Source organism: Streptomyces sp. NPDC054770, from assembly GCF_053611985.1.
Map to the genome: position 1 here is coordinate 1 of NZ_JBSHBL010000146.1, position 13,574 is coordinate 13,574.

The 13,574-nt window shown below is 72.9% G+C and carries 10 protein-coding genes and 1 pseudogene; 7 read left to right on the plus strand and 4 right to left on the minus strand.

All coding sequences use genetic code 11. The features are described 5' to 3' along the window. Positions 1–36 precede the first annotated feature (36 nt). Positions 37–249 (minus strand): hypothetical protein, encoded by a 213-nt coding sequence (locus ACWGKQ_RS50855; protein WP_453298953.1) that lies wholly within the window; start codon positions 247–249, stop codon positions 37–39. A 202-nt stretch (positions 250–451) separates the two neighbouring features. On the opposite strand from ACWGKQ_RS50855, the gene ACWGKQ_RS50860 reads away from it, so the two are divergent. Next, the gene (locus ACWGKQ_RS50860; RefSeq protein ID WP_453298954.1) at positions 452–1,651 is read left to right on the plus strand and encodes a bifunctional adenosylcobinamide kinase/adenosylcobinamide-phosphate guanylyltransferase; all 1,200 of its coding nucleotides are present in this window, start codon (positions 452–454) and stop codon (positions 1,649–1,651) included. 109 nt (positions 1,652–1,760) lie between these two features. On the opposite strand, the gene ACWGKQ_RS50865 is transcribed toward ACWGKQ_RS50860, so the two are convergent. Further along, on the minus strand, positions 1,761–2,738 hold the full coding sequence (locus ACWGKQ_RS50865) for a class I SAM-dependent methyltransferase (RefSeq protein ID WP_453298955.1): 978 nt from the start codon (positions 2,736–2,738) through the stop codon (positions 1,761–1,763). A 150-nt stretch (positions 2,739–2,888) separates the two neighbouring features. Between ACWGKQ_RS50865 and cobT the strand changes: the two genes are divergently transcribed. Then, entirely contained in the window at positions 2,889–3,959 is a 1,071-nt protein-coding gene (gene cobT / locus ACWGKQ_RS50870; RefSeq protein ID WP_453298956.1) for a nicotinate-nucleotide--dimethylbenzimidazole phosphoribosyltransferase, read from the plus strand. Between the two features lie 597 nt (positions 3,960–4,556). Further along, positions 4,557–6,365: a phosphatidylglycerol lysyltransferase domain-containing protein gene (locus ACWGKQ_RS50875; protein WP_453298957.1), complete on the plus strand. Its 1,809-nt coding sequence runs from the start codon at positions 4,557–4,559 to the stop codon at positions 6,363–6,365. 672 nt (positions 6,366–7,037) lie between these two features. Here ACWGKQ_RS50875 and ACWGKQ_RS50880 read toward each other — a convergent pair. Then, positions 7,038–7,883 (minus strand): hypothetical protein, encoded by an 846-nt coding sequence (locus ACWGKQ_RS50880; RefSeq protein WP_453298958.1) that lies wholly within the window; start codon positions 7,881–7,883, stop codon positions 7,038–7,040. A 104-nt stretch (positions 7,884–7,987) separates the two neighbouring features. Between ACWGKQ_RS50880 and ACWGKQ_RS50885 the strand changes: the two genes are divergently transcribed. Next, the gene (locus tag ACWGKQ_RS50885) at positions 7,988–8,785 is read left to right on the plus strand and encodes an adenosylcobinamide-GDP ribazoletransferase (protein WP_453298959.1); all 798 of its coding nucleotides are present in this window, start codon (positions 7,988–7,990) and stop codon (positions 8,783–8,785) included. Positions 8,786–8,794: 9 nt separating this feature from the next. On the opposite strand, the gene ACWGKQ_RS50890 is transcribed toward ACWGKQ_RS50885, so the two are convergent. After that, complete coding sequence (locus tag ACWGKQ_RS50890; protein WP_453298960.1) at positions 8,795–9,571, minus strand: endo alpha-1,4 polygalactosaminidase; 777 nt, start codon at positions 9,569–9,571, stop codon at positions 8,795–8,797. 360 nt (positions 9,572–9,931) lie between these two features. Here ACWGKQ_RS50890 and ACWGKQ_RS50895 point away from each other — a divergent pair, with 360 nt between their 5' ends. From ACWGKQ_RS50895 to ACWGKQ_RS50905, 3 genes and pseudogenes are all read left to right on the plus strand, one after another. After that, complete coding sequence (locus tag ACWGKQ_RS50895; RefSeq protein ID WP_453298961.1) at positions 9,932–11,476, plus strand: leucyl aminopeptidase; 1,545 nt, start codon at positions 9,932–9,934, stop codon at positions 11,474–11,476. A 335-nt stretch (positions 11,477–11,811) separates the two neighbouring features. Then, complete coding sequence (lpdA, locus tag ACWGKQ_RS50900) at positions 11,812–13,200, plus strand: dihydrolipoyl dehydrogenase (protein ID WP_453298962.1); 1,389 nt, start codon at positions 11,812–11,814, stop codon at positions 13,198–13,200. Positions 13,201–13,260: 60 nt separating this feature from the next. Beyond that, a pseudogene (locus ACWGKQ_RS50905) lies at positions 13,261–13,574 on the plus strand (biotin/lipoyl-containing protein); the annotation flags it as partial.

The following is a 13,574-nucleotide window of genomic DNA, read 5'->3' on the forward strand; positions in this document are numbered from 1 at the left end:
GGGCGGCTCCGCGGGGCCGCCCCGCACCGGCGCGTTTCAGGACCCGTCAGCGTGCAGGCTCATCGGGCCGTAGATCTCGGTGGTGTCCTCGTAGAGCCGCACCTGGTCGGCGCCGCCGGCCAGCAGTTCCTTCCACTGCTCGCCGATCCAGGACTCGGCGTCGCCCTGGGTGGTGAACTCCTCGGGCTCCACCGCGGGCTGGACCTCCGTCCCGTCGGCCTTCTCGAACCGCCACGTCCATGCCGCCATGTAGGCCTCCCTTTGATCCAACTGATGCATCGTATGCGGTTGGGTGGGGGCGCCGGTATGACTCCGCTGGTTGTGGGGCGTGTGCGGGTCGGTGGGGGCTGGTCGCGCCCACGCGGCGGAGCCGCATATTGATACGGCCCCGCGCCCCTTTCAGGGGCGCTGCACGCAGCGTCGGCTGCGAGGGCGGGTGAGAATCAGTTCCGTGGAAGTGACATTGCTCGGTACCGGTGCTCCTGCGGGGCTGCCCAGCCCCGGCTGTTCCTGTGCGGCCTGTTCGTGTGCCGTCGGGGAGGATGCGCGGGCGGCCACCGCGCTGCTCGTCGACGGGACGCTGCTGCTCGATCTGACGCCGGGCGCGGCGTTCGCGGCGGCCCGGGCCGGGCGGTCGCTGGGGGGCGTACGGCAGGTGCTGCTGTCGCATCCGCACGACGGGCCCGCCGTCGAGGTGCCGGCCGGGCTGCCGCAGCCGGCGCGGGTGCCGGACGGGCGGGAGCTGGCGCTGCTGACGGGGCATCGGGTGCGGGCGGTGGCGATGGACGCGGGCGGCACCGGGTACGCGGTGACCGGCCCCGACGGGCAACGGCTGCTGTACCTGCCGCCGGGCGGGGCGCCGGCCGGGCTGGAGAACGGGAGTGCGGACTCGTACGACCTGCTGCTGCTCGACGTCGTGGGCCGGCCGGACGCGCTGGCGCGGCTGCGGGCGGTCGGTTCGGCCGGGCCGACCACGGATGTCGTGGCCGTCCATCTGGGCCATGACATGCCGCCCGGCCCGGAGTTGCGACGCCGGCTGGCGGCGGCCGGGGCGCGGGCGGTGCCGGACGGGACGACGCTGACGGCGGGGGTGTACGAGGACGTGCCCGACGTACCCCGGCGGACGCTGGTGCTCGGCGGGGCACGGTCCGGGAAGTCCGTGGAGGCCGAACGCCGGCTGGAGTCCTTCCCCGACGTCCTGTACGTCGCGACGGGCGGCACCCGCGGCGGGGACACCGAGTGGGCGGACCGGGTGGCCTTGCACCGGGAGCGGCGGCCGGGGTCGTGGCGTACGACGGAGACGTGCGACCTGGTGCCGTTGCTGGCGCAGGCCGGGCCGCCGTTGCTGGTCGACTGTCTGTCGCTGTGGCTGACGGACGCGATGGACGCGGTGGGGGCGTGGGACGACACGGAGTGGGCGTCGGGCGGCGAGAAGGCGCTGCGGGAGCGGGTGCGGGAGCTGACGGAGGCGGTGCGGGCGACGCGGCGGACGGTGGTCGCGGTCTCCAACGAGGTGGGGTCGGGGATCGTGCCGGCGACGGCGTCGGGGCGGCGGTACCGGGATGAACTGGGCCGCCTGAACGCGGCGTTCGCTGAGGAGTGCGAGCAGGTGGTGCTGGTGGTGGCGGGGCAGGTGGTGGTGCTGAGGTAGTGGGGGCCGGGGGTGGGGACGCTTACCGGCACCTGCCGGGTGCCGCTGCGCCCACCCGTGCCGCCCTGCGGCACGCCTGCCCGCAGCCATGCAGCCGACGCGACGGTCGTCATCGTCGCTTTCTCGCGATGATCCGGTACGAGTTCGAGAAGGGTGTCCGGCGCAGCAGCGGAGCCAGGGCGTGGTCGGCGGCCCTCGCCACGGCGATCAGCGGGGCCGCCGCCCCCAGCCACCGCCTCGGCAGGAGTTGGCCGAGTGCCAGGCCGAGCGCCGCCGAGATGTCGTACGGCAGGTGCGGCGATTTCCGGTCGGTTCTGAGGATCTCGCAGCCCTGGGACTCCAGCTCCGCCCGCAGGTTGTCCAGTGGCATCAGATGCAGGTGGCGAGGCTGGCCGTGGGAGACCCACCACTTGCCGAGGAGCCTGGCGAACGCGCTGCGCGGGTTCGGGACGTCGATCAGGACGTGGCCGCCGGGGCGCAGCGCGGTGAGGGCGGCGCGGAGTTCGGCGCGCGGGTCGGGGGTGTGTTCCAGGTGGTGGAACATGCTGACGACGTCGTAGCGGGCGCGCAGCCGGGCCAGCACCTCCGGGGCGGCCAGGTAACCGCAGTGGGCCTCCTCGATGTGGCCCTCGGCCTGGGCCCGGGCCACCCGGAGGGTCGGGTCCAGGCCGTCGAAGGACGTGTACGTGAAGAGTTCCTTCGCCCGGCGCGGGAAGTGGGCGTGCCCCGTGCCGACGTCCAGCCAGCTCTCCGGCTCCGGCAGCGCCAGCATCGCGCGGGCGGCGGCGCGGTGCCGGCGGCGGCCGGTGCGGGTGAGGTGCAGGCGGTCGGTGTAGTCCTCCAGACGGCCGTCGTAGAAGTCCCGGTGGTAGAGGGCGAGGCCCTGCGGGGACAGCCGGGGGTTCTGGAAGGCGTGGGCGCAGTCCCGGCACTCGTCGACGGTGAAGGTGCCGGGCCGGTGGTGGAGGAGGTCGGGCGCGCGCAGGCGGGTGCGCAGGCGTCTGGAGCCGCACCAGGGGCAGTCCTCGCGGCGCGGTTCGTGGAACCGGTCTGGGCCCGGGGCGAGTTCGGGCGTGGGCGGCGGCATGGGCGGCTCCCTGTGCTCCCTGTACTCCCTTAACGCAATCCACTGCAAACCGGAACGTATGGGATACCGATCTTGCGTGCCAAGACGCCGTGCGGGTGTGGCGGCGATCTGGCACCGAAGCGTTCGTTCGGTGCCGGTACTGTTCGGCGAATGAGCTCGCTTAATCTCGACGACTTCACCGATCTGATCGAGCGCCCCGACGGCGGTGTGCGCCGGGACGCCGAGGCCCGCCGGGAGCGGCTGATCGTGCCGCCCGGGTCGCTGGGCCGCCTCGACGACCTGGGTGAGTGGCTGGCCGCCGCGCAGGGTTCGGTACCGGTACGGCCGGTCGAACGGCCGCGGGTCCTGCTCTTCGCCGGTGACCACGGCGTCGCCGAACTCGACGTCTCGGCACGGCCCGCGGGCAGCGCGGAACTGCTGGTGCGGGCGATCCTGGAGGGCGCCAGCCCGGTGGCGGTGCTCGCCCGGCGGCTCGGTGTGCCCGTGCGGATCATCGACATGGCGCTGGACTGCGACCCGGGCTCGCTGCCCGAAGAGGTCGTAAGGCACCGGGTACGGCGGGGCAGCGGCCGTATCGACATCGAGGACGCGCTGACTCTCGAGGAGGCCGAGGCGGCCTTCCGGGCGGGCGTCGGGCTGGCCGACGAGGAGGCCGACTCGGGGACCGATCTGGTGGTCCTCGGTGACGTCAGCGTCGGCGGCACCACGGCGGCCTCCGTCCTGGTCGCGGCGCTGTGCGGGACGGACGCGTCCGTGGTGACCGGACGGGGCGGGCTCGCCATCGACGACCTCGCGTGGATGCGGAAGTGCGCGGCGATCCGGGATGCGCTGCGGCGGGCGCGGCCGGTGCTCGGGGACCAGTTGCAGTTGCTGGCGACGGTCGGCGGGGCCGACCTCGCGGCGCTGACCGGGTTCCTGTTGCAGGCGGCGGTGCGGAAGTTGCCGGTGCTGCTGGACGGGGTGGTGGTGGCCGCGTGTGCGCTGGTCGCCCAGCGGATCGCGTTCCGGGCGCCGGACTGGTGGCTGGCCGGGCACGACAGCGGGGAGCCGGGGCAGGCGAAGGCGCTGGACCGGATGGCCCTGGAGCCGCTCCTGGAGCAGGGCGTGACGGTCGGCGAGGCCACCGGCGCGCTCCTTGCCCTCCCCCTGGTCCAGGCCGCGGCGGCACTGGCGGCGGAGCTCCCGGAGAAGCCCGAAGCCGAGGAGAAGCCGGCGGATTAGCGGGACCGCGGGTCACGACCGGGACGGCACCGCCGACATACGCCGTCCCGGCTGATCGCCGCTGCGGCGGCCAGAAGAGACCGACAGAACCGCGAGGCCGACAGCCAAAAGGGACCGACGCACAAGAAAACCGGCCGAGAAGAGGGACCGGCGACGAAACGGGCCGGGGCGGTGGCTGTAGCGCCCCCTCAGTGGCGCGGGGAACTGCGCGAACAGCCACAACGGCGCCGCACCCGACGAACAACCGGCACCGAGCCGCGGGGCACGGCGGGCCGACGGGAGCGCCGACACAGACGGCGACCGCAACACCCCTCCAGGGGCGCGGGGAACTGCGCGAGCAACCACAACGGCGCCGCACCCGACGAACAACCGGCACCGAGCCGCGAGGTACGGCGGGCCGACGGAAACGCCGACACAGACGGCGACCGCAACACCCCTCCAGGGGCGCGGGGAACTGCGCGAGCAACCACAACGGCGCCGCACCCGGTGAACGACCGGCACCGGCGGTGGCGTGGCCCGCGGTCCGCGTATGCACGCGGCGGAAAAAGGGTGCGTGTGGCGGGGTTTGATGCGAGGGCGCCCATATGATCGCTCTCCATGGGAGATGTCCGAATTGCCGTGGAGCGGTGTGATGGACGTGGGTCGGGGCGGCAGGGCAGCGGGGTCTCCGAGCGGGCCGCCGCCTTTGCTGTGTGGTACTTGCGGGCCGTCGCCTTCGTCAATTTCCTCAGCGCGGTGTGGCTGTCGCTGGGTCAGGACGTGCGGCGGCACAACCAGGAGAACTTCTTCACGCCGTACCTGCTGACGGCCGGCTTCGCCTCCGGTGTGTTCACCGCGTTCCTCGCGATCACGATGCGGCGGCGGAAGCGGGCCGCGTGGATTCTGAACCTGGTGCTGAGCGGGCTCTTCCTCGCGCTGTTCGCGTTCGCCATGGCCTTCCCGGAGATCCGGCGGTACGCGCAGAACTGGATCTCGATCGTGCTGACCGCCGCGTTCGTCGGCGCGCTGCTCGTCGGGCGGCGGGAGTTCTACGCGAAGGGCGACCGGTCGAACCCGCGGCTCGCCGCCACCGTCGCCGTCGGCGGCGGTCTCGTCGCCTCGCTGCTCGCCGCCCTCCTCGTCACCGCCACCGACCAGGCGCCGCACGCCGCGCGTTCGACGTTCCTGGAGCGCTGGCACTACGGCACCCTGCGCCTGGTGTCGGTCGCCGCCGACCCCTCCCGGTTCCCGTACATCGCCCCGCCCAACTGGGTCAACGTCGTCATCAACGTGCTCAGCACGCTGCTCGTGCTCGCCGTCTTCTACGCCGCCTTCCGCTCCCGCCGTGCCGTCGACCCGATCACCGCGGACGACGAGAAGCAACTGCGGGCCCTGCTGGAGCGGCACGGCGAGCGCGACTCGCTCGGGTACTTCGCGCTGCGGCGGGAGAAGAGCGTGGTGTGGTCGCCGACCGGGAAGGCGGCGGTCGCGTACCGGGTGCTGGGCGGGGTGTCGCTCGCCTCCGGGGATCCGATCGGGGATCCGGAGGCATGGCCCGGAGCGATCGTGCCGTGGCTCGCCGAGGCGCGGGCGCACGGGTGGATCCCGGCGGTCATGGGGGCGAGCGAGGAGGCCGGGACCGTGTACGCGCGGCACGGGCTGGACGCGCTGGAACTCGGTGACGAAGCGATCGTCGAGGTCGCCGAGTTCACCCTGGAGGGGCGGGCGATGCGGACCGTCCGGCAGGCGCACAACCGGGTCGGGCGGGCGGGGTACACGGTACGGATCCGCCGCCACGAGGACATCCCGGCGGACGAGATGTCGTACCTGGTCCGGCGGGCCGACGACTGGCGGGACGGGGCCACCGAGCGCGGGTTCAGCATGGCGCTGGGGCGGCTCGGGGACTCCCGGGACGGCCGGTGCGTGATGCTGGAGTGCACCGATGCGGACGGTGAGCTGCGGGCGCTGCTGTCCTTCGTGCCGTGGGGGCCGGGCGGGCTGTCGCTGGACCTGATGCGCCGGGACCGGGACTCCGACAACGGGCTGATGGAGTTCATGGTCATCGAACTGCTGCGGCGTGCCGGAGAGATCCGGATCACGCAGGTTTCGCTCAACTTCGCGATGTTCCGTTCGGTCTTCGAACGAGGTGCGCGCCTCGGCGCGGGACCGGTGCTGCGGCTGTGGAGGTCCCTGCTGAGCTTCTTCTCCCGGTGGTGGCAGATCGAGTCCCTGTACCGGGCCAACGCCAAGTACCGGCCGATCTGGGAACCCCGGTTCCTGCTCTTCGAGAAGAGCGCGGACCTGCCGCGCATCGGCCTGGCGTCGGCGCGCGCGGAGGGGTTCCTGGAGGCGCCGGGGCTGCCCAAGTGGGTGCACCGCAGGCACCTGGACACACAACTGGACGCACAAAGAGAAGTGCACGGATGAGGACCAGCGCATGAAGCCGCTCGCCGGCTGGGCCCGGGCCGAGTGGGGGCTGTTGTACGCCACCGTGCGCGGGCCGCTGGCGAAGCGCCGGCTGCGGGCGGTGCCGATGACGGTGGGGGCGGTCTGCCTGACCGCGCTGCTGCAGTTCGCGCAGAACCAGTCGTGGGGCTACCGCCTCGTACAGGACGCCGGGGCGGTGCGTACGGCGGACCCCCTCTGGGCGGCTCTGTCGCGCACTCCGCTGTCGCTGTTCGTGCCGGCGCTGGACCTTCCGGTATGGGGTGCGCTGGCCCAGGTCCTGGTGGTGTTCGGCATCGCCGAGGTGTGTCTGGGCTGGTGGCGGACCCTGACCGTCGCGTACGTGGCGACCGTCGCCGGCACCCTGTACGCCCGGCTCGGCATCGCGCTGGGGCCGCACGCTCCGCTGGGTCTGCCGGCCTCGGACGCCCGGGTGGTGGACACCGGGCCGTCGGCCGCCGTCGTCGGGCTGGCGGTCTACCTGGGCTGGCGGTACGGCGCCTATGTCACCACCGGCGCGGTGGCGGCGGCGATGGTGGTCGAGGTGGCGCTGAAGGACAACCTCGCCGGCAAGGAGCACCTGGCGGCCATAGCGGGCGTGGCGGCGCTGTGCGCGGCGGCGACGGCGGGGCGGCGCCTGTGGCACCGGCGACGTCAGCGGCGACCGGGACCGGGGCCAGGACCAGGATCGGGGCCAGGGCCGGGGCCGGGGCCGGGACTTGAGCCAGGAGCGGAGCCGGGGCCGGGCAGGCGGGCCGGCACCGGGAGGTCGGGCTTGCCGCCGATCCAGTCCTGAAGGGGCCGGGTGAGCCGGGACCAGCGGCGGTCGTGGTGGTAGGCGCGCAGTCCGGCCCTGGCCCGGGCGCGCGGCCGGTTGCCGTAGAAGCGGCGGGCCCAGGCCGAGCCGGGGCGGGCCAGCCGGACCGCGCCGACGAGGGCGACCAGCGGGACGATCACCCCGAAGATCGCGATGCGGCCCTTGCCCTTGCTCAGGGCGACGAGGGAGAAGCCGAAGTTGGCGACGACGTTCGCGATGACGGTCCCCCGGTCCTGGAGTTCGTCCGGCGAGAGGTCGTTGACGCCGAGCGGCGAGAACCCGGCGAGCAGCAGCCCCACCAGCGCCGCCGTGATGACGACGACCTCGACGCTCTTGCGGCCCTCCTCCGTCCAGTAGACGTCGCCGAGATGCAGGATCAGCGCGAACTCGTCGAGGACCAGCCCCGCGCCGATCCCGAACACGATCGCGGCGAGGGCCGCGCCGAAGCCGTTGCGGGAACCGGCGACCGCGCCGAAGCCGCCGATCACGACGAGGACGACCCCGGGGACCACGTGGTGGATGTGCAGGCCGCCCGCCTTCACGTTGCCGAACGGGCCCTTTCCGGCGCGGATCAGCCGGGTGATGACCCGGGTGATCACAAAGGTCAGGACGAAGGCGGTCAGGGCCAGCAACAGCGGGAGTTTGCCCGGCTCGACGATGTTCCGCTCCAGCCAATGTCCCATGTGCGCACTTTATCCCTGGCGGGGAGCCCGGCCGGGGCTGGCCATGGCCGGGCCGGAGTCCGGCCGGGGCGTGGGTCTTCCTGACTTCCGGGTAACCTGCGCCGGTGGCTGCGACCTCTGCGACTCTCTGGCCGGACGGCGTCCGCTTCGCCTTCGGCACACTCACCGTGTTCCCGGTGAAGGTCACCCGCTGGGACCGTGATGCGGCCCGCGGCGGCATGCTGTCCGCCCCACTGGCCGGCCTCGCGGTCGGCCTCTGCGCGGGGGCGGTCGGTGCGCTGCTGGTGGTGCTCGGGGCGAGTGCGCTGCTGGCCGCGGTCGCCGCCGTCGCCGTACCGGCCGTGCTCACCCGGGGACTGCACCTGGACGGCCTCGCCGACACCGCCGACGGCCTGGGCAGCGGCAAGCCCGCCGAGGACGCCCTGCGGATCATGAAGCAGTCGGACATCGGGCCGTTCGGAGTGGTCACGCTCGTCTTCGTGCTGCTCGGGCAGGTGGCCGCGCTGGCCCAGGCGTACGGCGACGGGTGGGCGCGGGGCGCGCTGGCCGCGGTCGTCGCGGCGACGGTGGCCCGGCTGGCGCTGACGCTGGCCGCGGTGGAGGGGGTGCCCGCCGCCCGCCCGGAGGGGCTGGGGGCGGCGGTGGCCGGGGTGGTGCCCAAGGTGGGGGCGACCGTGGTCACGTTCGCGGTGATGCTGCTGGCGGCGGGCGCCGGCGCGCTGGTCGGGGCGGGCGACAGTCTGCGGGCACTGCTCGCGGTGGTGGTGGCCGAGGCCGCGACGGACGGGCTGCTGCGGCATTGCAGGCGGCGGTTCGGCGGGGTGACCGGAGACGTGTTCGGGGCGCTGGCCGAGACGGCGGCGACCGCGGCGCTCGTGGTGTTCTCGCTGGGGAGTTTCTGACGGGGTGCTTCAGCAGGCTTTTCGCCACACCCCCAGCTCGTACTTCTTCTCCAGTGAGCTCAGCCTCAACTTCCGTGACTGTGCGCAGAATCCGCTCGTCGGCAGTTCGTACTCCACGTGGAAGACCGCCTTGTCCGCGTCGACGAACGGCTTCAGGTCGTCGCACTCGCCGTACTGGGCGCACTGTTCGTTCACCGCGAAGTCGAAGTCGCCCACCAGCTGCGGGATCTGGTCCAGGTCGTTCTTCAGGCCGACCGACATGCCCCGGTCGTGGGCGAGCCGGGCGATGAGCCTGTTGTAGCGGAGCTGGTCGACCGCCGTCAGGGGGAAGCCCGTGCGGTTCCGGTAGCCGTCCATGTTGTCGGGTTCCACCGCGTCGAAGCCCTTGTCCCGGCACATGTCGAAGCGGGCCGCCATCAGCGGCTTCAGCACGTCCGTACGGCGGATGTCCAGCCAGCGCTCGCCCTCCCAGCCGTTGCCGCGGCCCAGCACCGACGCGGGGAACTTCTTCGCGTCGGGGCGCCAGTCCTCGTAGGCGCCGGTGGAGAGGTAGCAGATGACCTTGCGGCCCTTGCCGTGCAGGGTGGCGACCGTCGCCCCGGACTGGTCGAAGCCGTCGATGTCGTAGACGGACGCCTCGACGGAGGTGTCGACCCGCCCGCTCAGCTGCCACTGCCAGCTGACACCCGGCCGCGGTCGCCAGCGCCCCGCGTCGTCCGGGGCCGCCCGCGTGCAACCGGCGAGCAGGGCCAGGAGGACGAGCAGCGGGGTGGTGCGGAGGTTCACCGGGCGGGCTCCAGGGTGTGCGGCGAGGTACCCCGTGGATGATCTCCCATCCCGGGTACGGCCGGTGCACCGAGGCCCCCCGCGGGCTCCCGCGCCATGGGCGGGGACCGGAGCGGTACGGTCGGCGGACCGGGCGGCGGGCCGGGCCGCGGGAGGTGGCCACGACGCAACCCCCGGGTGAACGCCGGCAGGAATGAGCGAACGCATACACACGCGTAGGCTCGTCCCGGGTGTTCGCCGACGGGGTGAAGGCCCCGGTCGCAACGCGCCCCGAGGGCACTCCTAGGGTCGCTTCCCGGGCCCGGTCGACCCACCCGCTCGGCCACTGCAACTCAACATCGGAAGCGAGATTCCACCACCGTGACTGCTCTCACTCTCAGCACCTCAGCGGCGCCCGGCCTCCGGGCCGACGCGATCGTGATCGGTGTCGCCAAGGGGGCCAGGGGCCCGGTCGTCGCCCCGGGCGCCGAAGCCGTGGACGCGGCGTACGACGGCAAGCTCGCCGCCGTCCTGGAGACCCTCGGTGCCTCGGGTGCCGAGGGCGAACTGACGAAGCTGCCCGCTCCGGCGGGCTTCAAGGCCCCGCTGGTCATCGCCGTGGGCCTGGGCACCGAGCCCGGCAAGGACGCGGAGTACGAGGCCGAGGCGCTGCGCCGGGCGGCCGGTGTCGCCGCCCGCGCGCTGGCCGGGGCCAGGAAGGCGGCCTTCGCGCTGCCCGTCGAGGACGCGGCCGCCGTGGGCGCGATCGGCGAGGGCGTGCTGCTCGGCGCCTACTCCTTCGACACGTACAAGGACAACGGTGCCGGCACGGGCACCGGCAAGAACGCCAAGGCGAAGAACGGCAGGGCGCCGCTCGCCGAGGGTGTGCTGCTCGGCGGCAAGCCGCGGGACGCGGCCCACAAGGCGGCCCTGGCCCGCGCCACGGCCGTCTCCGAGGAGCTCAACCGGGCCCGCGACCTGGTCAACACCCCGCCGAACGACCTCACGCCGGCCGCGTTCGCCGCGATCGCGCAGGGCGCGGCCAAGGAGCACGGCCTCAAGATCCAGGTGCTCGACGACAAGGCGCTCGCCAAGGACGGGTACGGCGGCATCCTCGGCGTCGGCGGCGGCTCGGCGGCGACCCCGCGGCTGGTGAAGCTGTCGTACACGCACGCCGACGCGGACAAGCACCTCGCCTTCGTCGGCAAGGGCATCACCTACGACTCGGGCGGCATCTCGCTCAAGCCGGCCGGCCACAACGAGACGATGAAGTGCGACATGAGCGGCGCGGCGGCGGTGTTCGCGGCCGTCGTCACGGCGGCGCGGCTCGGCCTGCCGGTCAATGTGACCGGGTGGCTGGCGCTGGCCGAGAACATGCCGTCCGGCAGCGCGGTGCGCCCGGGTGACGTGCTGCGCATGTACAGCGGGAAGACCGTCGAGGTGCTCAACACGGACGCGGAGGGCCGGCTGGTGCTCGCCGACGCGCTGTGGGCGGCGTCGGCGGAGCAGCCGGACGCGATCGTGGACGTGGCGACGCTGACCGGCGCGATGATGCTGGCGCTGGGCAGCCGGACGTTCGGGATCATGGCCAACGACGACGCGTTCCGCTCCGCGGTGCACGAGGCCGCGGAGGAGGTGGGCGAGCCGGCGTGGCCGATGCCGCTGCCGGAGCACCTGCGCAAGGGGATGGACTCCCCCACCGCGGACATCGCGAACATGGGCGAGCGGATGGGCGGCGGACTGGTCGCGGGTCTCTTCCTGCGGGAGTTCGTGGGCGAGGGGATCACCTGGGCGCACCTGGACATCGCGGGGCCGGCCTTCAACGAGGGCGGTGCCTTCGGTTACACGCCGAAGGGGGGCACCGGGTCCGCGGTGCGGACGCTGGTGCGGCTGGCGGAGCTGACGGCCGAGGGCGACCTGGGCTGACGTCGGGTTTTGTGGGCGGGGCCTCGCGTGCGGGTAGGGCGGGGCCCCGCCGCCCGGTAGCTCGGGGGGTTCGGTCGTGCGGCGGCCGCCGGTGATTCGTGGCTTGTCGCGCAGTTCCCCGCGCCCCTTCGGGGGCGCTGCCCCTCGGGGCGTTATCAAGTGAGCGTGTGGTGTCTCACACCCCGGCCCCGCGTCTCGTTCACCTCCGACAAGTGCGAAGATGGGGCTCGGCAGGACAGGGCCCCACCCACAGGGCCGAAGAAGAGCGGCCGGACACCAGCCGCCGCCCGGTCACCGTTGACCGGCGTACGGCGCACATGCATGGAGGACGTGACGTGGCGAACGACGCCAGCACCGTTTTCGACCTAGTGATCCTCGGCGGCGGTAGCGGTGGTTACGCCGCGGCCCTGCGCGGGGCGCAGCTGGGCCTGGACGTCGCCCTGATCGAGAAGGACAAGGTCGGCGGTACCTGCCTGCACCGGGGTTGCATCCCCACCAAGGCCCTGCTGCACGCGGGCGAGATCGCCGACCAGGCCCGCGAGAGCGAGCAGTTCGGTGTCAAGGCCACCTTCGAGGGCATCGACGTCCCCGCCGTCCACAAGTACAAGGACGGCGTCATCTCCGGCCTGTACAAGGGCCTGCAGGGGCTGATCGCCTCCCGCAAGGTGACGTACATCGAGGGCACGGGGCGGCTGTCCTCCCCCACCTCCGTGGATGTCAACGGGCAGCGTATCCAGGGCCGTCACGTGCTCCTCGCGACCGGCTCCGTGCCGAAGTCGCTGCCGGGCCTGGAGATCGACGGCAACCGGATCATCTCCTCGGACCACGCCCTCGTCCTGGACCGCGTGCCGAAGTCCGCGATCATCCTGGGCGGCGGTGTCATCGGCGTCGAGTTCGCCTCCGCCTGGAAGTCCTTCGGTGCCGACGTCACCGTCATCGAGGGCCTCAAGCACCTCGTCCCGGTCGAGGACGAGAACTCCTCCAAGCTTCTTGAGCGCGCGTTCCGCAAGCGCGGCATCAAGTTCAACCTGGGCACCTTCTTCTCGAAGGCCGAGTACACCGCCGACGGCGTCAAGGTCACCCTGGCCGACGGCAAGGAGTTCGAGGCCGAGGTCCTGCTCGTCGCCGTCGGCCGCGGTCCCGTCTCCGCCGGCCTCGGCTACGAGGAGCAGGGTGTCGCCATCGACCGCGGCTACGTCCTGGTCGACGAGTACATGCGGACGAACGTCCCGACCATCTCCGCCGTCGGCGACCTGGTCCCGACCCTCCAGCTCGCGCACGTCGGCTTCGCCGAGGGCATCCTGGTGGCGGAGCGCCTGGCCGGGCTGAAGACCGTCCCGATCGACTACGACGGCGTGCCGCGGGTGACGTACTGCCACCCCGAGGTCGCCTCCGTGGGCATCACCGAGGCCAAGGCCAAGGAGATCTACGGTGCGGACAAGGTCGTCGCTCTGAAGTACAACCTGGCGGGCAACGGCAAGAGCAAGATCCTGAACACCGCGGGCGAGATCAAGCTCGTCCAGGTGAAGGACGGTGCCGTGGTCGGCGTCCACATGGTCGGCGACCGCATGGGCGAGCAGGTCGGCGAGGCCCAGCTGATCTACAACTGGGAAGCGCTGCCCGCCGAGGTCGCCCAGCTGATCCACGCCCACCCGACGCAGAACGAGGCGCTCGGCGAGGCCCACCTGGCCCTGGCCGGCAAGCCCCTCCACTCGCACGACTGACCCTCGGTCGACACAAGCGACGACTCAGACTTCCGCAATTCGTAAGGAGCAACCGAAACCATGGCGGTTTCCGTAACCCTTCCGGCGCTCGGCGAGAGCGTCACCGAGGGCACTGTCACCCGCTGGCTGAAGGCCGAGGGCGAGCGCGTCGAGGCCGACGAGCCGCTGCTCGAGGTGTCGACCGACAAGGTCGACACCGAGATCCCGGCGCCGGTCGCCGGTGTCCTGCTGGAGATCGTGGTCGGCGAGGACGAGACCGCCGAGGTCGGCGCCTAGCTCGCCGTCATCGGTGCCCCGGGTGCCGCTCCGGCGGCCGCCCCCGCCCCGGCCGCCCCGGCTCCGGCGCCCGCCGCCGCTGCCCCGGCGCCCGCCCC